At 44.1% G+C, this 22,947-nt stretch carries 22 protein-coding genes and 1 pseudogene; 18 read left to right on the forward strand and 5 right to left on the reverse strand.

Features of this window, described 5'->3' with window-relative positions; all coding sequences use genetic code 11:
• Positions 1-144: 144 nt before the first annotated feature.
• Together MKX41_RS08600 and MKX41_RS08605 are read right to left on the reverse strand one after the other, a co-directional pair.
• The gene (locus MKX41_RS08600) at positions 145-603 is read right to left on the reverse strand and encodes a heme-binding protein (protein ID WP_339795820.1); all 459 of its coding nucleotides are present in this window, start codon (positions 601-603) and stop codon (positions 145-147) included.
• Positions 604-1,797 (reverse strand): MFS transporter, encoded by a 1,194-nt coding sequence (locus MKX41_RS08605; RefSeq protein WP_340969624.1) that lies wholly within the window; start codon positions 1,795-1,797, stop codon positions 604-606.
• A gap of 238 nt (positions 1,798-2,035) precedes the next feature.
• Between MKX41_RS08605 and MKX41_RS08610 the strand changes: the two genes are divergently transcribed.
• Both MKX41_RS08610 and MKX41_RS08615 read left to right on the forward strand, forming a co-directional pair.
• Complete coding sequence (locus MKX41_RS08610) at positions 2,036-2,305, forward strand: hypothetical protein (RefSeq protein WP_149645694.1); 270 nt, start codon at positions 2,036-2,038, stop codon at positions 2,303-2,305.
• Positions 2,306-2,376: 71 nt separating this feature from the next.
• Positions 2,377-2,565 (forward strand): hypothetical protein, encoded by a 189-nt coding sequence (locus MKX41_RS08615; RefSeq protein WP_339264768.1) that lies wholly within the window; start codon positions 2,377-2,379, stop codon positions 2,563-2,565.
• 378 nt (positions 2,566-2,943) lie between these two features.
• Here MKX41_RS08615 and MKX41_RS08620 read toward each other — a convergent pair whose 3' ends face one another.
• Complete coding sequence (locus tag MKX41_RS08620) at positions 2,944-3,111, reverse strand: hypothetical protein (protein ID WP_340969627.1); 168 nt, start codon at positions 3,109-3,111, stop codon at positions 2,944-2,946.
• Positions 3,112-3,359: 248 nt separating this feature from the next.
• On the opposite strand from MKX41_RS08620, the gene MKX41_RS08625 reads away from it, so the two are divergent.
• The 4 genes and pseudogenes from MKX41_RS08625 to MKX41_RS08640 all read left to right on the forward strand — a co-directional run bounded on the left by MKX41_RS08625 (position 3,360) and on the right by MKX41_RS08640 (position 4,875).
• A complete protein-coding gene (locus MKX41_RS08625; protein ID WP_340969630.1) occupies positions 3,360-4,226 on the forward strand; it encodes a YncE family protein in 867 nt (288 codons plus the stop codon).
• Positions 4,171-4,299 (forward strand): annotated as a pseudogene (locus MKX41_RS08630) (hypothetical protein); the annotation flags it as partial. The gene MKX41_RS08625 and the pseudogene MKX41_RS08630, both read left to right, overlap by 56 nt.
• Before the next feature lie 3 nt (positions 4,300-4,302).
• Positions 4,303-4,611 carry a YncE family protein gene (locus MKX41_RS08635; protein ID WP_340974846.1) on the forward strand — a complete coding sequence of 103 codons (309 nt, stop codon included), beginning with the start codon at positions 4,303-4,305 and terminating at the stop codon, positions 4,609-4,611.
• Positions 4,612-4,683: 72 nt separating this feature from the next.
• The gene (locus tag MKX41_RS08640) at positions 4,684-4,875 is read left to right on the forward strand and encodes a hypothetical protein (RefSeq protein ID WP_076299803.1); all 192 of its coding nucleotides are present in this window, start codon (positions 4,684-4,686) and stop codon (positions 4,873-4,875) included.
• A gap of 233 nt (positions 4,876-5,108) precedes the next feature.
• On the opposite strand, the gene MKX41_RS08645 is transcribed toward MKX41_RS08640, so the two are convergent.
• Positions 5,109-5,774, reverse strand: coding sequence for a helix-turn-helix transcriptional regulator (locus MKX41_RS08645; protein WP_340969635.1), 666 nt, complete (start codon positions 5,772-5,774; stop codon positions 5,109-5,111).
• Between the two features lie 294 nt (positions 5,775-6,068).
• On the opposite strand from MKX41_RS08645, the gene MKX41_RS08650 reads away from it, so the two are divergent.
• The 6 genes from MKX41_RS08650 (at position 6,069) to MKX41_RS08675 (ending at position 11,240) form a co-directional block, all read left to right on the forward strand.
• A complete protein-coding gene (locus tag MKX41_RS08650; RefSeq protein WP_370510539.1) occupies positions 6,069-6,428 on the forward strand; it encodes a HesB/IscA family protein in 360 nt (119 codons plus the stop codon).
• 23 nt (positions 6,429-6,451) lie between these two features.
• The gene (locus tag MKX41_RS08655) at positions 6,452-6,736 is read left to right on the forward strand and encodes a HesB/YadR/YfhF family protein (RefSeq protein WP_340969637.1); all 285 of its coding nucleotides are present in this window, start codon (positions 6,452-6,454) and stop codon (positions 6,734-6,736) included.
• 129 nt (positions 6,737-6,865) lie between these two features.
• On the forward strand, positions 6,866-7,672 hold the full coding sequence (locus tag MKX41_RS08660; protein WP_340969639.1) for a helix-turn-helix domain-containing protein: 807 nt from the start codon (positions 6,866-6,868) through the stop codon (positions 7,670-7,672).
• 215 nt (positions 7,673-7,887) lie between these two features.
• Entirely contained in the window at positions 7,888-9,192 is a 1,305-nt protein-coding gene (locus MKX41_RS08665; protein ID WP_340969641.1) for an NtaA/DmoA family FMN-dependent monooxygenase, read from the forward strand.
• 25 nt (positions 9,193-9,217) lie between these two features.
• On the forward strand, positions 9,218-10,264 hold the full coding sequence (locus MKX41_RS08670; protein WP_076299807.1) for an NAD(P)/FAD-dependent oxidoreductase: 1,047 nt from the start codon (positions 9,218-9,220) through the stop codon (positions 10,262-10,264).
• Positions 10,265-10,292: 28 nt separating this feature from the next.
• The gene (locus tag MKX41_RS08675) at positions 10,293-11,240 is read left to right on the forward strand and encodes an ABC transporter substrate-binding protein (protein ID WP_340969644.1); all 948 of its coding nucleotides are present in this window, start codon (positions 10,293-10,295) and stop codon (positions 11,238-11,240) included.
• 160 nt (positions 11,241-11,400) lie between these two features.
• On the opposite strand, the gene MKX41_RS08680 is transcribed toward MKX41_RS08675, so the two are convergent.
• Positions 11,401-11,976, reverse strand: a complete 576-nt coding sequence (locus MKX41_RS08680) for a dihydrofolate reductase family protein (RefSeq protein ID WP_076283724.1) — start codon at positions 11,974-11,976, stop codon at positions 11,401-11,403.
• A 159-nt stretch (positions 11,977-12,135) separates the two neighbouring features.
• Between MKX41_RS08680 and MKX41_RS08685 the strand changes: the two genes are divergently transcribed.
• From MKX41_RS08685 to MKX41_RS08710, 6 genes are all read left to right on the forward strand, one after another.
• Complete coding sequence (locus MKX41_RS08685) at positions 12,136-14,058, forward strand: AraC family transcriptional regulator (protein WP_340969646.1); 1,923 nt, start codon at positions 12,136-12,138, stop codon at positions 14,056-14,058.
• Positions 14,059-14,556: 498 nt separating this feature from the next.
• Positions 14,557-15,834, forward strand: a complete 1,278-nt coding sequence (gene codB / locus MKX41_RS08690; RefSeq protein WP_042188419.1) for a cytosine permease — start codon at positions 14,557-14,559, stop codon at positions 15,832-15,834.
• Complete coding sequence (locus tag MKX41_RS08695) at positions 15,803-17,071, forward strand: cytosine deaminase (protein WP_340969650.1); 1,269 nt, start codon at positions 15,803-15,805, stop codon at positions 17,069-17,071. The genes codB and MKX41_RS08695 overlap by 32 nt, the downstream gene beginning before the upstream one ends.
• A gap of 333 nt (positions 17,072-17,404) precedes the next feature.
• Positions 17,405-17,893, forward strand: a complete 489-nt coding sequence (locus MKX41_RS08700) for a YfbM family protein (RefSeq protein ID WP_076299813.1) — start codon at positions 17,405-17,407, stop codon at positions 17,891-17,893.
• A gap of 420 nt (positions 17,894-18,313) precedes the next feature.
• Positions 18,314-21,610, forward strand: a complete 3,297-nt coding sequence (locus tag MKX41_RS08705; RefSeq protein ID WP_445671308.1) for a chitinase N-terminal domain-containing protein — start codon at positions 18,314-18,316, stop codon at positions 21,608-21,610.
• A 232-nt stretch (positions 21,611-21,842) separates the two neighbouring features.
• A complete protein-coding gene (locus tag MKX41_RS08710) occupies positions 21,843-22,829 on the forward strand; it encodes an alpha/beta fold hydrolase (RefSeq protein ID WP_076283719.1) in 987 nt (328 codons plus the stop codon).
• Positions 22,830-22,947: the final 118 nt, after the last annotated feature.

Below are 22,947 nucleotides of genomic sequence, written 5' to 3' on the forward strand. Positions count from 1 at the left end.
AAGGGGTTATTTGGGAAACATAAAGATTACATCGAAAATGGCTCTTGATGAACTATTTTGAATGAAAATGAGAGGGCTTGAGCTTTACGCCTAACCCTCTCATTTATATTAAAGTAGTTATGGTCATGACCATAACTATGACACTTATTCGCCTTTTAAAAACAGGTGAAGGCCCTCAACTGCATAAGCATGATCTAACTCGCCGGTCAAACCTCCGACTGTTACGGACCCGACAACGCCAACACCTTTGACACGGATGGGAATAGAACCACCCACAGCTTGATACTCTGACGTGGAAAGCAGGGAGTGTTCTGTGTGAGAAGCACCACTTTGGATAAAGCGTTGCTCAATGTAGGCAGAACTTCGGTTATAATGATCAACGATCCGTTTTTTGCGAAATAACCATTCGTAGTTTTCTTCCGAAGTACCATCCATTAGATGCGTAAACACGGGAACTCGGTTACGTTCAATATGCACGGCCACCGCTACTTTGTTATCTTGGGCACACTGCACAATCCGGTTGCCAATAGCGAGTGCATCTTGATGGCTAAAACTTGTGAATTCCAATTCCTTCTCTAATAGGTCTAATGCTTTTAAATCCATTTATCCTCTCTCCTCAACATAAAGATTCTGTTTCTTATCCATTTTGTAGTTTATAGCTGCGAGTAAAAAAGCCAATCCAGCCATAATTGAACCGATCCAGGCAGTATCCATAATATACAAATGGTCTACTGCAAGCCCACCTAATGTAGAACCAGCAGCTATCCCAATATTAAATGCAGAGATGTTTAATGCAGAAGCGACATCCTTAGCAGAAGGTACCAGCTTTTCTGCAAGCATTAGAATGTAAGCCTGTACGCCGGAAGACATCATAAAAGCGAAGAACCCCATTAATATAAGGGATAAAATGGTGAGCGTCTTGATGGGTAGCAGCCATATTTGCAACAGCAGAGCAATGCCCTGAAACAGGAATACAAATCGGAGCGACTTTACAGGATGTCCATTTGCTAATTTCCCCCCAATAATATTCCCAATTGCCACAGCAACTCCGTAAACCAACAGCAGCCATGAAATAGACGAGGCTGAATATCCACTTATCTCTTTAAGGATAGGAGAGATATACGTAAATAAGGCGAAGGTTCCGCCGAAACCCAGTACTGTCATTAGCAGTGCAGCGATGATACGTGGGTTGGCAATCAGACTACCAACATCTCTAAGGCTCGGTGAGTGAATTGAACGCGGAATTTTTTCCACGGCAATAATAGTGACAAACAAAGCTATTAGTCCTAATACTGCAACCACCGCAAATGACATCCGCCATCCAAATTCCTGACCGATATATGTCCCAAGGGGAACACCTAGAATGGTAGCGACGGTTAACCCGGTGAACATGATGGAGATGGCGGTGCCTTTTTTGTTAGTAGGGACCATATCTGCGGCCACTGTAGCTGCAACAGCGAAAAACACACCATGTGCAACAGCTGTTATTATCCTTGCTAAGAGCAAAATGGAATAGGTAGAAGCTAATGCTGCCAGAGCGTTCCCTGCAGTGAATACGATCATGAGGAACAGTAGATATCCTTTTTTAGGGAATTTACCTGTAATAACAACGATAATCGGGGTTCCAATAGCAAGGGCAATTGCATACCCAGACACCAGAGTCCCAGCTTGCGTAACCGATATGCCAAGATCAGAAGCTACCTCTTGCAGAATACCAACAATAACAAATTCTGTTGTTCCAATGGCAAAAGCACTTAGTGCAAGTGACATTAGTGCTATTAGGATTTTTGAATTCATACTTTCACCTCCTTTATGTAGGTCAATATTAAGAGAGAACTTGAATAAGCTCAAATAAAGAGAGAAAGTTTCTATAAAAGAAACTTTCTCTCGGTGGATACAATGATATTACCAATTAGAGTATCGAATGGTGGTCTTTTTATTGAATAGAGCAATTATAAAAATGTCATCGACCTACAATGTCTAGAGTTATTTATGTGGTAAAATTAGGATAAGTGAATCTTGGGAGGCGAGTAAATTGAGTCTCGATCTTGTGATGATCATTTTTCTACTGTTCTTAAATATTCCAGTATATAAAGTATTGTTTCGCGTGTTCTTTGTGGATAATGATGATTATAACGAAACGATTAGACATACTTTTACACCTAACATCGTTTCATTATTCCGAGGAGAGTATTGGAAGGATAGAATGAATACGGCAAGACTTCAGTTTTTTATTATTCTTTGCGTTGGGATCATTGTTTTAGAATACCTTGTTTTGAATAAAGTATTTGAAATTCTTGCATAAGCTCCGCTCTATTATGGAAAACTTCTGTAGTGCGAATAAACTGCATGATTCCATTTTGGGAGGATAGCATTATGACAAATCAGGATCCGCAGGAGCTTCTTAAGAGTAAACACAAGCTAGATGAGCAAAAAAGGCAGTTCACAAATTTTGCCCGAAGTGTTTCCGGTCATGGTGAAGTAGAAGCAGGCCAGGAATTCAGTAATGATCGAGTGCCTGACGATCAAAACCGCATGAAATCTGTTGAGAACAGACAAGATTGACCATGAAAAAATTATAAAATAAGCCGATCTTTTCTGGATCGGCTTATTTTATATAATTAATACGTTGTAAGGTGTTGTTTCAATAGGTATCGGATGCTAGAGTTTTCTTGCTTTAATTACAGAAGTTACAGGAAGCATCTTTGCTTTTTTTGAAAAATCGCTTTTATCGTCCCGCGACTGCATAAGTTATCATCAGATTGCTCAATCATTTGCTCAATGACAAATGGATCCGATAATGTTAACGTACTTTCGTCAAGAGATACTGAACACCAAGGTTCATCGAAATAACAATTTTTAAAAACTAGCATATCATTTTCTTTATAAACACATTTGTGTATAGGGTGAGACCATCTTTTTTTAAGGTAAGAAGCACTCCAGCTAAAGGTCGGTTGTCCAGCTTATAGCATAAATCGAATAAACAGAGTCAAAATAATCCTCTGGTAGTTTTCTTCCATGGGTGAACAGATCAATTTTGCTGATAACCGTGCGCTGTGAAAAGTTGCCTTGTTCATTCGATTTGGTTTTCTGATAAACCCGTTCGAACATTCATGATGCTCCAGGTATGCAGATGGATTCGCAGATTATAGGACAATCAGACTCGAGTAATATGGGCGGGTGAGCGCATTTTTGATGAATCTGACTTGCTTAATATTCGGATTTGGTCCTATAGGAGGCATAAGCAAATTCTAGCTATAGTATAGTCCAGTCCCAACTACAGTTCTTACATACGTTAAAGAGAGACTGCTAGTTTTTTTAAATCTTTAATTATGGGAATTAAGGGAGGATTCGTTAGAATGGCAATTTTATCATCAGGACCTATTGATAATAGTGCTGTGAGCGGTGTCAGGCCTACTGAGCAGGTGACGGTCAAGATCGATAACCGGGATGCGCTGAATCAGTCCGCTATTCTGATCCAAGGGTACAATTTAACCCTCACAAGGACTTTGTATGTAAGCGAGCTTATTACGGCTTCTCCAGACGAGGTGATCACAAGAAATTACTTTGCCAATCTGGATGCCTTTGAGTTTGTCTTTACAACGGAAGGTCTCGCTGAATTGCAAACGGAAATCTCCGTGTGGGGCAAAAACTCAGCCGGGGAGCTGGTTACCGCCCACCGTCTTGTCTCATCCGAGCTGCTAGGAGCTGAAAATAGGGGAGCCACAGGCTCCGTTAACCGCATTTATGTTTCCAATTTCAATAGCAATGATGTTTCTGTGATCAACGGAGTAACAGGTGCGGTGATAGTAGTCATCCCTGTAGGCGTGAATCCTGCGGGAGTAGCCATAAACCCGTTAACCAATCGTATTTATGTTGCTAATTTGAACAGCGACAACGTATCCGTTATCGACGGAGAGACCAATAAGGTGCTGGCCACCGTTCCTGCCGGGGATGGAGCAGGTGCAGTCGCGGTCAATACCTCTACCAATGCTATCTATGTTGCCAATTTTAATGATAATACTGTTACTGTCATTGACGGATTAACCAACACTGTCGTGACTACCATTATTCCCGCCGGCGGTTCTCCTTTTCCAACGGGGATCGGCGTGAATTCCTTAACCAATACTATTTATGTAGCTGATTTCAACTCGGATATTGTTACCGTCATTGACGGGGCTACGAATATGGTTATTACACAGATTCCCGTTCCGGGTCGGTGTTGATCCCTTAACGAACCGAATTTATGTCTCGAACTTCACCAGTAACACCGTTTCAGTCATTGATGGAGCCACCAATACAGTGATAACTAACTTGCCTGTAGGAACGACTCCGGCTGAATTGGGAGTGAACATATCAACCAATGCCATCTATGTGCCAAACCGGGATGACGACAATGTGTCGGTGATTGGCGGATTAACGAATACGGTGATTACTACCATTCCGGTCGGGAATAACCCAAATGGTGCAGGAGTTAATCCATTGACCAACCGCATCTATATCACCAATCAGGATGATAACACGGTATCGGTCATTGATGGGGTTACCCAGGCTGTGATTAGTGTTATTCCTGTAGGTGCACGTCCGTTCTCAATCGGTGTCAATCCGTAGGAGGCAAGGACAAAGAATTTAGTACACTCTAAATTCTGTTCTTCATCTTACCGCAGGGGGGTGAATTATACGATGGAAATAACATCGGCAGAAGAAATCATGATTCTGTTGTCGAGCATGGACAAAGAGCATTCTGTAGCACGTATCTACGTTCCGGGCATAGGTGAATTCACGATTGTACTGCAGAAGAAAGAAGGCAACAGCGGGGCAGCAGCAGAAGAACGCATACCGGTAGCAGGGTTAACAAGGAACCCTTATCTTTAGAGATTGCCAGTAAATCAGCTTTCTTCCGGTAATGAAGAAGCTGATTTTGGGGTTTGTATCTGAGGGTCGTGATTGCTGATTATACACCTTATTCCTGGGACATTGGGGTAGTGTATTCGATAATCTGAAAAAATGAGATACTTCCCATAAATCTCATAGGCGGCTGGTTCTTTCATCCGTCGTACCGCTGGTTTTAAGATCGAGGGACAAGAACATAGTCCCTTTAAAAGTCGCTAAAACAGCAGCTTATTTTGCCTAACCGTATATACACAGTTTCTTCCTCCCGCTAAAATGTACTCCCCCCGTTCAATATGAACATTATTTCCTAGAACAGTTTTAAATAGATGTAACTCATTCTTGCATAACCCGGTACATACAGCAGCAGCTTCACAGATCGGGCAATGTTTCTCAATGAATAAAAGACTGCCATCATCCTGCTCCTTAACCTCGGCCATATAACCTTCATTTGTTCGAATCTCAGCCAGTTTCTCCAGTTTCTCTCTAACGTCTGTTGTATCACCAAGATGCTGAAGATATTGTTCTTGCATATTCTTATTTCGAACAGCCAGCAGCTTGTCCAGCCCCTCATTTCCGAAAGCTTCTTTCATGGAATTGATCAAACTGACGGATAAATCCGAATATCCGCTTGGAAAAAACCGATCGGCCGCGGGTGTTAAGATCCATAGCTTGGTGGGGCGACCCATGGGACGGGACTCTTCTTTGTTAGTTACCAACCCTTCTTCTTTCAGCGCATTCAAATGTTGACGAATAGCCATTCCAGATAGCAAAAATTGGGAGGAGAGTGTCACAACATCCATGCCCCCTTGCTGCTTTAACAAATCAATGATCGCTCTTCGGGTCTTGGTTGAGACATCCTTTTTGGTATGATTTCGGCTCAAGGTGCACCTCCTTTTGAAGCTACTAAATCTACATCACAGACTACATTTTAAACAAAAATGTTGACAAAGTCAAAGCTGAACTGTAGCTTAGACATTATAAACAAAAATGTTTACTAAGTGTCCGGATACGATGTATACATACCAATTTTCTTGGAAGTCACATTTCATGCCGTCTAATCATCAAAGCATTTTCAGCCCACGTTATTTTGTACTATCCATAGGACGTATATCAAGATAGGAAAGGGTATCCAATCTTTAGGTTTGAAAAACAAATAACCGAAGGAGGAGTTTACAATGATCATCGAGGTCAGTGATAAGGCATCAGAAAAAATCGCCGAAATCTTATTAAGTGCGAATATCCGAAATCCATTCCTTAGAGTGGGTGTTGATGAAGGGGGATGCAGTGGATTATCCTACACCCTAGTCGTAGATGAACAGCAGGCAGAAGAGGACATTGTATTAAATAAAAAGGATTTTAGTATATTGGTTCACCCGAATAGTATCCCATATATTGACGGGCTTGAAATTGACTATGAAGAGAGTGGAATGGTAGGCGGATTCACTATGAATAACCCTAATGCAAAAGCTTCATGTGGATGCGGAGCCAGTTTCAGAATGGCCAATTATCGTGGCGAAATAAAAAAATGTGATTAAACAGCAGAAAGGAGAGAAGAGGAATGATATCATTTGCAGTATCCGAAAAAGCATTGGATTCATTTAAGAATGAATGGGATTTGGAAGAGGGCCAATATGTAAGAATTTATGCAAAATATTCCGGTGGAGGCTTAGATGCCTTCACTGTTGGAATTAATGCAAGTGCTACACCGATCGATCCCGCATGGGTTCAATCCATTGGCGGATTTCATTTCTTTGTTGAAAACACTGATGTTTGGATTTTACAGGATGAACTTCTTCAAATTGATTGTAATGAAGACGGCATATTTTCAACCAAAATCTCCTGAGCATCTTCTTGAGTGCAATGTACAGTAGAATATCTACTACACTTCTAGCAATTTCGCACGCTTTTGTCTATACTATTTTAAATAAATATCAGAATGGGATCTGATTTTAACAGAAGCAGGTGCAGAACATTGATAAATTTGGACAAATTAGCAAAGGCATTTACTAAAGGTGTCTATGATATAGAAGATAGAAGCAGATTAGTCATCCAGCCCAAAAGTTTATTAAGTGAATTTACCACCGTTAAGCATGGATTTCTGTTTATCATTCGCGGAGGAGCCAGAATACGTGTGAATGGAACCGTATATGAATTACGGCCAGGGTCAGTTTTTCATGCGGCTCCAGGTATGCAAATGGATTCGCAGGTTATAGGACAATCAGAACTTGAGTATTACTCCCTTTTTTATAAATTGGATATGCCAGAAGAAATGAATTGTACTACCGAATTTGACTCTCATTTCAAGCTGGAGCCAGGAGCCAATCTAAAAATTATTGAATTACTAATCATGCTTCATCAGAATACCCATCCATCCGGAGAAATTGGAAAGCTGCGTATCAAAGAGCTGTTCTTAAGCCTAATGCATCAGGTTCTGATTGCTTGCAGTTACAGAGAGAACGACAGTTCACCGAATCAAAAGATGGTTGATGAAGCCCTTGCATACATTAAACTCCATTATATGAATTCACTTACACTCGGTGAGTTAGCGGAACGGCATGCAATGAGTACGAACCGCTTTTCTTACTTCTTTCACAAATACACGGGGCTGCGTCCAATCGACTATGTCGTTAATTATCGTATGGAACGAGCCTGTGACTTACTCAAAGCAGGCAATTTTCCTATTCACGAGATTGCGGACCGTGTCGGTTATGACAATCCGCTCTATTTCAGCCGATTATTTAAAAAGAAATTCGGTGTTGCTCCATCTGCCTATAGATAATTAGATAATATACATATCGAGTTTCTTATACTTGAATTAAGTCTGCAGCTACTGGTGATGAACCAGAAGTGCAGACTTTTTTATTTAGATTAAATAATGATGCATGTAGAATTTGAGATTTGTACATTTGAATTTATTTAAATTTTTGATAAACTCACCCTTGTAACTGAGAATCATTATCAGTAAATTGATTTATAAATGAAAGGCTGGTAGATATGACAGGAAACAGAAAATTATGTATTGGGTTGTCCTTAAATGCAACCTGGATGAAAGGAGACGGCTGGCGGCACCCGGATAGCGGAGTCGAAAAGATGGGGTCTATCGAATATTATATTGATTTGGCAAAAATGGCGGAGAATTCTAAGCTCGATTTTCTATTCAGGGCTGATTATCTGTATGTTAGCCCGCAGATGTTAGGGGATTCCTCTAATTTCGGCAGTCCGGACCCTGCATTGTTTTTTGCAGCGATAGCCCGTGAAACCGAGCGGATCGGACTAGTGACGACGATTTCTACCACTTTTAATCCGCCTTATGTTGTAGCAAGACAGCTTCAGTCTTTACACTGGCTGAGCAATGGACGTGCTGGCTGGAATATTGTCACTTCTATTGAAGGCGCCGATAATTTCAGCGATTCACCTATGCCTTCACCGGAAGAGAGATATGCCAAGGCAAAAGAGTTCACGGATGTTGTATGCAAGCTGTGGGAGAGTTTTCCGAATGAAGCGATTGTTATCGATCGTCAGTCGGGTATGTTCTCGGATAAGGATAAAGTAACTGCTATTAATCATTCCGGTGAATTTTTCAGTGTAAAAGGACCACTTACTTTGCCTGCTCACAGGTCAGGAACGCCTCCGCTATTTCAAGCCGGCGCTTCGGATATTGGACGGAATTTCGCTTCTTCCGTTGCAGATGCTATTTTTGCAGCAATGCCGGATATCGAATCAGGAGTGGAGCTAAGAAATGATCTGAGAAAAAGAGCGGCAGAGCAGGGACGTGATCCGGATGCCATCAGAGTTTTGCCGGGCTTATATTTTTTCCTGGCTGATACACGCGAAGAAGCGCTTGAATTACATAAGACCGCACATGCAAATTTAAGTCTTGAGCGCAGACATGCTTCGCTTAAATCGGTGTTAGGTCTTGATTTAACCGGTTATTCCATAGATAGGCGTGTAACTGCTGATATGTTACCCGATCCAAATCAGGCCGTCCGCAGCCGGACACATGCCGAACTATTGCGGCGGTATATTATCAAAAACCAGCCTACAGTGAAAGAGATCCTGGACAGGCCGGAGGTTGTCGGATCTGCTCATTGGGTATCTGTCGGGACAGTCGAGGATGTACTGAACGATATTATTGAGCGGTTTGAAGCGGGGGCTATGGATGGCTTCATCGCCTTGCCGGGCGGTTCAGAACAATCTATGGAACTGTTTTTTGAGAAGCTGGTTCCGAAGCTGGTTGAGAGAGGCTTGTTCCGAAGTGAATATACGGGGTGCACTTTTCGTGAGCATCTAGGGATATAAAAAAGAGAGTTGAGGCGATTGAACGATGCATGAAGAGGAAATGTTTGATGTTACGATTATTGGCGGCGGTCCGGCCGGATTATTTGCTGCATTTTATAGTGGACTCCGCGAAATGAAGACCAAAATCATTGAATTTCAGCCTGTACTTGGCGGCAAGGTGCATGTCTATCCGGAAAAGATGATCTGGGATGTGGGAGGCTTACAACCTATTCTTGGCTCGCAGCTTATTGAACAAATGGTTGCGCAAGGGATGACGTTCCAGCCGGAGGTTGCTTTTAATGAAAAGGTCACATCCATCTCGGAAGATGAAGCAGGTTACTTTATATTGCACACGGCCGCAAACCGGAAGCATTTCACTAGAACTGTAATATTGGCCATTGGAGGAGGCATTCTGAAGCCGATCAAGCTTGAAATCGAGGGTGCCGAAAGATTTGAAATTACAAATTTGCATTATACGGTGAAGTCACTTGCCCGCTTCAAAGAGAAGACTATTCTAATATCGGGTGGCGGACATTCTGCTGTTGACTGGGCGAACGAACTGGCCCTGATTGCCAAGAAGGTGTATTTAACGTACCGGAAAGAGAACTTAAAGGGGCATGAAGCCGATATTTCACGCTTGGCGAACAATGGCGTAGTGTGCTTGTTAAATACTTCAATCGAAAAATTGATTGCCACACCGGATCACGAAAAAATAGGGACAGTACTGCTAAAAAGCAATGACAACGGAGAAGCATTTGAGCTGTCCGTTGATGAGGTCATCATTAATCACGGTTATGAACGCGACAAAGAACTGCTGGTGAACAGTGAAATTAAAATTGATCTGTGGGAACATCGGATTTCAGGATCAGCAATGAGCGGGACATCCGTGCCGGGCATTTATGCGGCAGGTGATGTTCTGCATCATGAAGGAAAGCTGCACCTGATAGCGGGAGCGTTCCAGGATTCTGCCAATGCAGTAAACCAGGCCAAACAATACATCACGCCGGAGGCAAATTCGACCGGGATGGTGTCTTCGCACAATGACCTGTTCATACAGAAAAATCGTGATTTAATGAAGCATTTATACAGATAGTAATGATAACAACTCAAGGGGGAGCCAAATGAATAGACTATTTGGATGGATTGCATCCTTAATTATAATAGCAGGATTACTGGCTGGATGTTCCGAAACTTCAGTCACATCTGCACCTGAAGTCGGCAAGATCGAGGAAGCGGGATGGCCAAGAACAATTGCAGATGCCAGCGACAATGGAGTGGTGCTCAAGACACGACCTGAGCGGATAGCGGTTCTTCATCCTTTGTATTTGGACTACTTTTTTGCTCTAGATACGCCTCCAAGCGCATCAACTAACGCAGCTGAAGCAATGAAAGATTTCGCTACTTTACAGCCTTATGCCGGAACTGCTGAGATTATTGATTTGGGCAATAGCAATGCGAATCTGGAAATGATCATGGATGCAAAGCCTGATGTGATTGTAACCTTCAAGGGTTCTGTTGATAGCAATTATGATGAGTTGAATAAGATTGCACCTGTCATCTTAATTGACTACACCGATACCTGGGAAAAAACGACGATGCTGTGTGCTCAGATTGTTGGAAAAGAGACGTTAGCGGAACAAGCCATTAAGGAAACACAAGAAATGATAGCCAATACGAAAAAACAGTTAAATAGTCTTGAAAATAAGACCTTTGCCTTGCTACGGGTCGATGGAAAAGCCAATTTTAATGCTCAAGGCTCTAAAAACACGATGTACTACAATCAAACAGTGGGCTTTGGGTTGTTGCCACCAAAGGGATATCCCGAGGAGGGCGGGGCTCTTTCTCTGGAGGGTCTATACAGCATGAATCCCGATTATATTATTATCCAGCATGATATGGATATCGCAAAGGCGGCCATCAAGGAGAAGGAAACTTCAAAAGCGTGGAACTCACTTGAAGCAGTAAAAAACAATCATGTTCTTATCTTTGATAATTCACTAAACAGTGCAAGTATCCTGGCTGTCCGTTTGGCTGCAGATCATTTTCTGCAATTGGCGGCTGAACAATAATTTATTATACAAAAATCCGATCGCTCCCTGTAGGGTGATCGGATTTTTGTTATTTAGCTAAATATCTTGACCTGTTGTTTGGTGAAAATAAAGTATTAGACTGCAGCTGTTGTCGTTCCAATAACGTTCCCCGTTAGCATAATCACCTTAAGTGACAAGATCATCTTACCGTCTGGTAAACGAGGCCTATGGCTCCAGAATCAAAGGTTTTGTTTTCGATTAGCTTAAGATTGATCTTCTCCTTGAGACCTTGGAATAACGGCAATCCCTTACCGATCAGAACGGGAGAAACCGTAATTTTATACTCATCAATTAAATCAAGCTGCATGAGGTGGTGTGCGAACCTAGGACTGCCGAGGATGACCATATCCTTGCCTGGCTGCTGTTTGAGGTTATTGATCTCTTTCTCGACATCTTCTTTCACGAGTCTGGAATTATTCCATTCGACTTCCTCCAGCTTCGTGGAAAAAACGATTTTGGCTGTCTTTTCGATCCACTCGGCATGATTCCGTTCATGCTGCGAAGCTGATGGGTTCGAAGGCACAGATGGCCAGTAATTATGCATCATCTGATAAGTCCCACGTCCCCAAAGGACAGTGTCGGCAGTACTCAGAATTTCTTTCGCATGTTTCTCCAAATCAGCATCGTAGGAAACCCAGCCAATGTCCATTTCACCATTCGGCCCTTCTACAAAACCGTCAAGCGATGCGTGAAGAAATAGAACGAGTTTTCTCATTTTCAGTTCTCCTTTGTTTATGAGGGATATTTACATTATACATTAACTACATTTTAGCAGTTTTCTTCAGTCTAGACCTTTATTATCTTTAGACAACTGTTATTGATAATGGTTATCATTTATGATGATCATTAGACAGATAACGGAGGGGTAGTCATTATGCACATCAACAATCAAATATTTCTATGGGATCAAGCGACCGTCAAGTTATTGGATGTACGCCAAATTGAAATGGTTCAAGGCGAAATTCGTCAAAAATATAAGATTCCTGCCAGTATATTTTTACTTTCGGTACATGGGAGCGCTCAAGTTCAGTTAGATCAGGCCGAATTTTCTTTTACAGGATTTCAAATTCTCCATAGCGGGAAAGGGGCGACCCTCAATATTGTTCCGACAAGCAAAAAATTTGTTTACTATATCATTTACTACCGTGCATGGATTCATGAAGAGGATCCCTTCCAAATACAATATTGTTTTTCCCCTGATGCACCCATTTTACTTTATAACAAAATTCAAATGATGCACCAAAAATGGAACAAGCAAGAAGAGAGGCTCCATGTTAAATCACTGTTTTATCAATTCATTGATCAGGTTTTAAAAGAAATACATAGAAAAGAGACTGAGGTGAAACAAACAAGTGTTGCAGTCCAAGTAATTACCTATATCCAGGAATACTATGCGGAGCCAATTACATTAGATTCTCTTGTGGAAGTATTTAATTTCAGTGCTTATCATTTGTCATCATTGTTTAAAGAGTACACAGGTATGAGTCCGATTGATTACTTAATTCGTTTTCGGCTTGAACGTGCAACAGAGCTTTTAATGACAACAGAGGCTTCTGTCGGGGAAATTGCAGCAAGCGTTGGTTATAGAGACGTTTATTATTTCAGCCGAATTTTTAAGAAAAGAAAAGGTGTATCCCCTGCACATTTTAGAACAAGAGAGATACAGGCACATAAAGTTGCTGAAAGTCCATCAAACTTCCCCACATCCTTTATTTTTGAACACATCGTTCAACAGTATATTAATAATGATAATCATTATCATAATACGGAAAAAGGGGAATTACATATGTTTAAAATGACAAAATCTCAGACGACGGCAGCTTTACTGCTTTGCAGTTCTCTATTATTAGGTGCTTGCTCAAGTGGGACGGGTACTGCTACGAAGGAACAAAGTAATGGGAATGGAACCGTAAATCAAGCAACATCAGAAGAAAGTACGAACACTCGAATAGTATCAACGCCTAAGGGAGATGTGGAAGTACCAACAGAGCCGAAAAGAGTAGCGGCTGACCAATATATGGGGCATTTATTGAAATTAGGAATTGTACCCATCGGAGCAAGAACGTTTATGCTGGATGAAGGCTGGATGGAGAAGGCGGACATTCCGAAAGAAACGATCGAGAAAATTGAAGATCTAGGAGATTTTCCTTTAAACCTGGAAAAATTAACGATGCTAGATCCGGACTTAATTATCGGTTCAATCGATGAGAACATAGAACAATATGAGAAGATTGGAACGACTGTTTTTCTGCCTTATTGGGAGGGGTTATCAACCGCAGGGCCGCTTGATAAATTCAGGGGTGTAAGCAAGATATTCGGAAAAGAAAAAGAAGCAGAAGAATGGATTACGGAATACGAACAGAAAGTAGCTGAAGCAAAGTCGAAACTCGCCGGTGTTATTAAGGAAGGGGAAACCGTTTCGGTTGTTTCATTTTCAGAAAAAGCGGTATACGTCTTAGCGGCAAAGGGAGGAAACTATGGTTCTTCCACTATATACAATATGCTGCAGCTGCCTCCAACAGAAAGTGCAAAAAATATGGCTGAGGGGTTTGAATCGATTTCACTTGAAGTGCTCCCAGAATACTTAGGGGATTATGTTTTTGTTTATAATGGCGATGCTGATGCAACAAATAAAGCAATGGAAAGTAACATATGGAAAGGCATCCCTGCAGTGAAAAATGGCAAAGTTTATTTGTATGGTGATAACTATCATGATGAATTCGTTATGGAGGACCCTTTTTCATTAGAGCTTCAGCTGGATACGATTGTTAATCTATTACTTGGCACTACTAAATAATTTAATAGATATGGCACATCTGAGCGAAACGGAATCCACCTCCTGAATAAATTAAATAACCGCTCCGTTTGGACTGTGGATCAGGCCGTTCCTGATAGGAAGTGGAGGAACTCCGAGAGTGAGGTTGTCCGGTACCACATAAGGCTTTGTACTATGAGCAAGTGCCTTGGTCGACCTCATCCACATAATAATTCCAAGCGCAGCATTCAAAAGAGGATTTATATCAATGGATATTAATGACATTGACATCTATAGGTTTTTCTAAAATAATAGAATGTAATTGAATACTGGTACCTTTAATTCAGTCCAGAGAGGCTGACAAGGACAGCGGATTTTTATAATCACGTGAGAAGCAGGGCATATTCCGTCAAGGGATGCTCTGTGTCTTAGCGCGGATTATGATGAACAAAAGAGGCTACTTGTCAGTTTGATCTGACGAGTAGCCTCTTTTGTTTCTGCTTTTTTGGTATCAGGACACTTTATACTGGGGGTATTCTGATGAGTAAACAGGATCAAGAGTTTTCGTGGCAAGCGGTGCCGAAAACGCAGAGAAATCATTTTGGAAAGACGTTCTCCGTCATGTTAGCATTCACTTTCTTTTCCGCAAGCATGTTGGCAGGGGGAACGTTAGGGGTCAGTTTGACATTCATGGAGTTCATTGGAATCGTGCTTGCCGGTAATCTGGCACTCGGCATCTATACCGGAGCACTGGCACATATCGCTGCCAAAACAGGTCTTTCCACGCATTTGCTTGCAAAATATGCGTTCGGTGAAAAAGGCTCGTACCTTCCTTCTTTCCTGCTTGGCTTCACACAGGTCGGATGGTTCGGTGTCGGTGTAGCCATGTTCGCGGTACCGGTCGCCAGAGCGATGGACTGGAATGTGTACCTTTTGATCTTCGTGTTTGGTCTCGCAATGACGGCATCAGCCATCTTCGGCATGAAGTCGCTCGTCATTCTGGGTTATATAGCAGTTCCGGCCATTGCTATTCTCGGTGGTTACTCAGTGTTCGAAGGAGTAAACACGCTGGGTGGTCTGCAAGGGTTGCTCGATTACACACCAACAGAGTCGCTCACCGCAGCAGCAGCATTGACCATTTGTATCGGGTCATTCATTAGCGGCGGAACGTTGACGCCCGATTTTGCCCGGTTTGCCAGAACCTCCCGGCAGGCGGTTACTGCAACGGTCATTTCGTTCTTTCTAGGGAACTCACTTATGTTTCTCTTCGGTGCAGTCGGCGCAATGGCTTATAATTTGGCAGATATCTCGGAGGTCATGTTCTTGCAAGGATTGCTCATTCCTGCGATCATCGTACTGGGGCTGAACATCTGGACAACTAACGATAACGCACTTTACGCTTCCGGGCTGGGCTTTGCCAATATCACTAAAATTTCGAAAAAGTTTTTCGTTATCGTTAACGGCATCGTGGGTACCGTATTTGCCATGTGGATGTACAACAATTTCGTTGGTTTCCTGAATGTGCTGGGCGCGGCGATCCCGTCCATCGGCGCCATCATCATCGCAGACTATTTTATTGTGAAGCGCAGAAACTATAAACCATTTGCCGACATGACCTTCAAAAATGTAAACTGGATCGCGATGGTAGCTTGGGTTATCGGCGTGGCCTTCGCCCAGCTGGCTCCAGGAATAACACCACTTAATGCACTGATTGGAACAGCGGTTGTATACACCGTGATAATGCTGATCGTTGCTAAGAAAGAATCCAAAGAAATGGGGAATAAAAATGATTATACAGAACGCAAAATTGCGGGGTAAAGAAGGTTTATGGAATATTGTTGTGAAAGATGGGAAGTTTGAGCTTATCACGCAATCAATGGAACTAACTGCGAATGAGGAAGTAATTGATGTTAACGGCTCACTTGTGCTGCCGCCGTTCATTGAACCTCATATTCACTTGGATACAACGTTAACAGCAGGTGAGCCGGAATGGAATTTGAGCGGAACACTGTTTGAAGGCATCCAGCGTTGGTCAGAACGCAAGGCCTTCCTGACGCATGAAGACGTCAAAACGCGTTCCAAAACTGCATTGAAGTGGCAGATCGCGCAGGGTATCCAGCATGTACGAACACATGTAGACGTTACTGATCCAAGCTTGACCGCCGTAAAAGCGATGCTTGAAGTAAAAGAAGAAATGGCACCGTTCATTGACATCCAGCTTGTCGCTTTTCCACAGGAAGGTATTCACTCCTTCCCGAACGGCGTGGAATTACTAGAAGAGTCGCTGAAAATGGGTGTTGACGTGGTGGGTGGTATTCCACACTTCGAATTCACAAGAGAATATGGCGTTGATTCGATGAAGGTTGCGTTTGACCTCGCTGAAAAATACGACCGTCTGATCGATATACATTGCGACGAAATCGATGACGAGCAATCCCGTTTCTTGGAAGTTGTAGCCAAAGAAGCTTACGAACGCGGGCTTGGCTCCCGTACGACAGCAAGCCACACGACGGCGATGGGGTCATACAATGATGCATATACGTACAAATTGTTTAGATTACTGAAGATGGCTGACCTAAATTTCGTCTCCAATCCTCTGGTTAACATCCATCTGCAAGGACGCTTTGACACTTATCCGAAAAGAAGAGGATTAACTCGCGTCAAAGAACTGCTGGAAGCGGGACTTAATGTATGCTTCGGTCACGATGACATTTTTGATCCATGGTATCCGCTTGGCACAGGCAATATGCTTCAGGTGCTGCACATGGGTATTCATGCTTCTCAGTTGCTCGGATACGATCAAATCGTAAATTCAATCGATCTTATTACGAAAAATAGTGCAAGAACGTTGAATATCGAGGATATGTACGGCATTGAAGTAGGTAAACCTGCCAACTTCATCGTTCTTGAAGCAGAGAACGAGTATGAGACCATTCGTAAACAGGCCGGAGTACTTTATTCGTTCAAAGCCGGCCGCAAAATCGCGGAAACAAAGCCGCGGGACACTTCGATCATTCTTGAGAACGGTTCGGAGAAGATTACTTTCAATAAATAATCGAATGAAGTATGTGCTCCATCAAGCAGAGCCTACTTTTTAGCCAAAAATCCCTTCATGATAGTCAGGAATATATGAGATCACGTGATTGTGAACTCTTCCTGTATACATGGGGGGATTTTTTAGTGTCTAGTGTAGGACACAGTTCATGAATCAGTACTTCAGCACAGTAAAATTTGTTATAAGTACATTCAAAAGAGAAAAAAGTGGGATTTTATATATTGGTTGTGATAACCGTTTTTCAATAGACGATGTTTCACTCAGCTAACAGGCAGTTTACAATAACAGTGCATGGAAATTTATGGGGTTAAAAATGGAAAGAAGGTTGAGAACATGGGAATGCGTGGTTATTACTTTGCAATGGATGACAATCTGGTGCAGAAAATCGCAGTAGGAGACATTGCATTGAAGAGTTTGAAAATAGACGATTATCCCGGACTGGACATTGATAGATCCTGGGAGGCGATTCACTACTTGCTTTGTGGAGATATCTCCGATGGAGATGCGCCTCTTGGCTATGTTGTTCCACTGACGTCAGAAAGAGCCATCGATTTTGGCTCATACGGGGCTTTTTCCTTACGTGCCGAGCAAGTTGCAGAAGCGCTTCAGGCTATGTCTACGCTGGTTGAAGCACAGCTCCGTTTGCGGTATAATTTCCCGGCCATGGTCAAGAACGAGGTATATCCTCTAGATCCTGATACTGTTTCAGACGAGGATAAGGACGAGTTCTTTGCTTACATGCTTCAGCATTTTAACGAAATCCGGCGTTTCTACAGTCAAACTGTAGCGAAGGGCAAAGGTCTCATCTTCTATATTTTCTGATTCCAATAATTTGAATCATTCAGGGGCTAATATATCAAATAGTGCTAAACTAACATGAAACGTTAGTTCAATTAAACAGCGACAGTCTAGGACTATATTTTTCGTCCTTTGCTGTCGCTGTTTTGTCGCTGTTTTAATTCTAGGGTCAGTCTATTACTTTACTTGCCGCTGAAAGTTGTTATATTTTTGTAGAATCACTTAGGACATTCCGGACCCAAACTCCAGTATCACTAAGACTTTTTTCATAGCTTATTTCCAAGATTCGACCTTGTTTTCACCCACTGTATAGGCCGAAAGTATAAATTTACAACACTTTACAAAAATCTATGTTTTTCCTAATCCTTATGAGATAGCATATTAGACGAAAGCGGTGGACAATTATGGAAAAATCCACCGATCTATATCTTAAGGAGGAAGAATATGAAGGAGAAGCGTTCAGGTTGGAATAAGAAGCTGCTAAAAAGCATGCTGGTTGCATCTGTTGCCGTACCCCTGCATTTATTCGCATTCGGAGCCGGCTCGGCGATATACGCTGAGGGACCAAGCGACCCCGCCCCATTCATTGAAGCCAAAGTGGTCAACGAGCATGCAGGCCAGAAAATTCTGTTTGACAATACCCACGCGCAGACGGCCGGAGCGGCCGACTGGGTTATTGATGGCGCTTTTTCCGATTTTGGCAATGCGCTTGCGCAAGAAGGCTATTACGTAAAAGAGCTTCGTAAGACCACTCCGATTACGCTAGGCGATCTTTCCAGCTATGACGTCTTCGTCGTGGCCGAATCTAACATTCCATATAAATCCAGCGAGCAGGCAGCTATGGCAGAATACGTGGAGAACGGCGGCAGCATCTTCTTCATCGGAGATCATTACAATGCGGACCGCAATAAGAACCGCTGGGACGGCAATGAGGCATTCAACGGTTACCGCCGCGGAGCTTGGGACAACCCGGCCAAAGGCATGAGCACTGAAGAGGCCGGTTCCGCGGCAATGCAAGGCGTGGTCAGCTCCGACTGGCTGGCGGAAGAGTTCGGTGTCCGGTTCCGCTTCAATGCGCTCGGTGACATTAACGCCACCAACATCGTGGCTCCCGATCAGGCCTTCGGTATTACATCAGGAGTATCAAGTGTAGCCATGCATGCCGGCTCCACGCTGGCAATCCTCGACCCGACCCGGGCGAAGGGCATCGTCTATCTGCCGAAAACCAACAATGCTTGGGGCAACGCGGTGGACCAAGGTGTCTACAATGGCGGCGGCGTAGCGGAAGGTCCTTATGTGGCCGTGGCGAAAAAAGGTGCCGGCAAAGCCGCCTTTCTCGGCGACTCCTCCCCAGTCGAGGATGCCACACCGAAGTATTTGCGCGAGGATACCGGTGCCAAAAAAACGACTTACGATGGCTTCAAGGAGGCTGACGATGCTGAGCTCCTGGTGAACACCGTTAACTGGCTCGCCGAACAAGAGAGCTATACGGATTTCACCAAGGTAAGTGGCCTGACGCTGGATCAGCCGACGCAACTGCTGCCGTTCGAAGAGCCGACGCTTTCCACCGAGCCGCAGCCAGAGCCATGGGCCGCTCCGAATGCCGGCTACAAATGGTTTGACCGCACCAGCTACAAGGCGGGCTCTTACGGCGGACCGGCGGCTACTGCAAGTGCGGTGTACAATTTCACGCACCAAACGGTGCTGCCGAACGCGCAGGATTTCCAGATTCGTGTCAGCGCAGATAATCTCCCTGCCAATACGAGCGTATCAGGCTTCCAATTGGGTATCTACCAGGTGAGTAGCGGTGCCCAGATCGCCAAGATCCAGAACAGTGACGGCACTTGGCCGAGTAGCTATGCTTACAGCGCCAACTTTAGCCTGACATCAGACTTGAACGGCCATGCCTACAAAGATCTGACCGTGCAGATCAAACCGGGCACCACGGCTGCATCCAACCTGCGTCTGCGCCAGAACGGAACGAACCTGAAGACCGAATCAGTAACGCTCGGTAACGTCCCAGCAGAGCCGCTGCCGGACGAGGAAGATCCGATTCCGGCGACCGTTTCCATCGGCGAAGCCCGGACCAAGATTGTTGGATCCTTGGTGACGGTTGAGGGGATCGTAACGACTGAGCCGGGTATTTTCGGGGGGCAAACCTTTTATCTGCAGGATGAGACCGGCGGACTTTATGTCTACCAGAGCCAAAGTGGCTTCCATGCCGGCGACACGGTCAAGGTAACAGCGTCCACGGCGCTGTACAATACGGAGCTAGAGTTGACCGAAGTTGTGCAGATCGAGAAGACCGGCACTGCGAAGCTGCCCGAGTCCGTTAACGTACCGGCTGTGAACGATACCAATCAAGGTCAGCTGCTCAAGCTTAAAGACGTGAAAGTGACGAATATTATCACAGCCACTCCAAGCGGTTCCTTTGAATTTGACGTCATCGCCGATGGCGGGACAAGCAATCACATTCGCGTGGATGCCCGGACGGGCATCACGAAAGACAGCTTCCCTTATGCGGAAGGACAGAAGCTCGATATTACGGGCGTAGCCGCGATCTTCAAAGACGTATACCAACTAAAACCTAGAAGTCTCGGAGACTTCAGCATTGTGGAAGAAGTGGGGGCTCCGGTAACGACGGCAACCCTGTCGGCAAATCCGAACGCTGCCGGCTGGTTGAACCAGCCCACCGAAGTAACCCTGAAGGCCGACTCTGATACAGCTAAGGTTTATTACTCGCTGAACGGCGGTGCGGAAGCCGTATACAGCACTCCGTTGGTCGTAAGCAAAGATGGACGGCATACGCTGTCTTATCATGCGGTTTCGGGCAAGGGAAAGGCGGAAGAAACTAAGACACTGAGCCTTAATATCGACACGGTTTCACCGACAGCCGAGCTGACGGAGTCCGGTCATGCGGTCGGAGATGTGGAGGAGGAGGCCCAGCTTAAGTTTGTATTGGCTGCCGAAGATAATCTGTCTGGCGTCACCTCCAAGCAGCTTCTGCTGGATGGACAGCCCGTAGCTGACGGACAGACCCTGAATGCTGCGGAGCTGGGTGCCGGGTCCCATACTGTAAACTACGTCGTGACCGACGCCGCAGGCAACACTGCCGAAAAGAGCTACACGTTCCAAATTACTGGCGGAGCGGCGCTTGCAACTGACAAACCTGGACAGCCAGTGTTGTCTTCGAACAGCGGCTACGGTTATGGACTCAGTGACGGCAACTTTACCGTCACCATGAACCTCTGGTGGGGCAATAACGCTACCAGCTACAAGCTTTATGAGAATGGCACACTGATCGATTCCAAGTCTCTGAAGGATGTATCTCCGTCCGCGCAGACGGCAAGCACAGCGCTTCACGGTAAGCCGAATGGCACCTATATATACACAGTGGAGCTTACCAACAAATACGGCACAAGCAAGAGCCAGCCGCTCACGGTGACGATCCGCGATGCCGCACCGGGCAAGCCGGTCCTGGCCCATGACAACTGGGACGGAGATGGCTCTTATAAAGTAACGATGAATCTGTGGTGGGGCACTAATGCCACAGAGTACCGCCTTTATGAGAACGGGCAACTGATCGACACGCAAGCGCTAAACGCCAACACGCCTTCGGCGCAGAGCGCTACAACTGACGTCACTGGTCGCGCTTCCGGCAATTATGAATACCGGGCGGAGCTGGTTAATGCAGCGGGAGAGACCCTAAGTGATATCATCAAGGTAACCGTCAACAAATAATACGATGAGCGTTTTAAATCTTGTAAGAAGTATTCCAAGGTGTTGCATTCCGATTTGCTGTTGATCTAAATATGTCTCCAGGAGGTGCTTATATCTTTCAGATATAACGCCTCCTTTTTGACTTGTTCATATTCCGTTCATATTGTCGTCACGATGAGTACATTTTAGTTGATTACACTTTGAATATGTCGTCAAGGCGGCACTTCAGATACAGAGACAAGGAAGGGAAGAGATGAACGTGGCAAATAAGGTAGAAATAAAAACAACTGGGACTAAGAGCCACAAGAAACGGAACCTATGGTTAAAAATAATCGGAGGTATTGTAGGGGCGCTCGTGCTGTTCATGGGCATCGTTTTTATCGTTGATGCAATCAGCGATGGGGTAGAGAAAAAGAAAATCGAATCCTATGGCCAGTATGTCAATGTGGATGGGAAAAAGATGAATGTGCTCATACAAGGCAGCGGAGAACAAACCGTTGTACTCCTACCGGGACAAGGAACCCCGTCACCTGCACTTGATTTCAAATTGCTGATCGATGAAATTACCCCTAATTATAAAGTCGTGTTGGTCGAGCCTTTCGGTTATGGTTTGAGCGATGAAACCGAGAAGGAAAGAACGACGGAGAATATAGTAAGTGAGGTTCACGAAGCTCTGCAGCAACTGGGTGTTGACAGTTACATTCTAATGGGACATTCCATCGCGGGACTTTACGGAGCGACCTATGTGAACACTTATCCGGATGAAGTTCTTGCTTTTGTCGGCATCGATAGCAGCGTTCCCAATCAACCCGGGATGGATGTCAAATTACCTTTGAAATCCATGCAATTTCTTCAAAAATCAGGTCTGATGAGATTGTTCCAAAAAGTGAGCGGAGATGCGTATAAATCGCTTGCATTCGATGAGCATACCAAAGAACAGATGCGTTTGATTTCGAATCAAGTCGCGACCAATCCAACGTTGATGAATGAACTGAGCCACCTCGGTTCCAATTTTAAAAATGGAGAAAAACTCACAATGCCAAAAGACTTGCCGTTGCTTCTCTTCGTTCAATCGAATAATGAGCACAATAAACAGTGGATTCCGCTTCATGAAGAGCAAGTCAAACAATCCGCACAGGGAAAAATGATTCCGATGGAAGGTTCTCATTACCTGCATCATACAAAATACAAAGAAATCGCTGAGGAATTCAAAGCTTACATGAAACAAATCCAATTGTAGGGTTGATAATTGAACTGCGGAGCCGAAATTGAAGTGCACCCTCTAGAATTTCATCGGATAAACCAGGGGGGTTATCCGATGTCTATTCTAAGGGGTGCACTTCATAATGCATTAGGGT

Origin of the sequence: Paenibacillus sp. FSL R5-0475 (assembly GCF_038004585.1) — a bacterium.
GTDB lineage: Bacteria > Bacillota > Bacilli > Paenibacillales > Paenibacillaceae > Paenibacillus_AQ.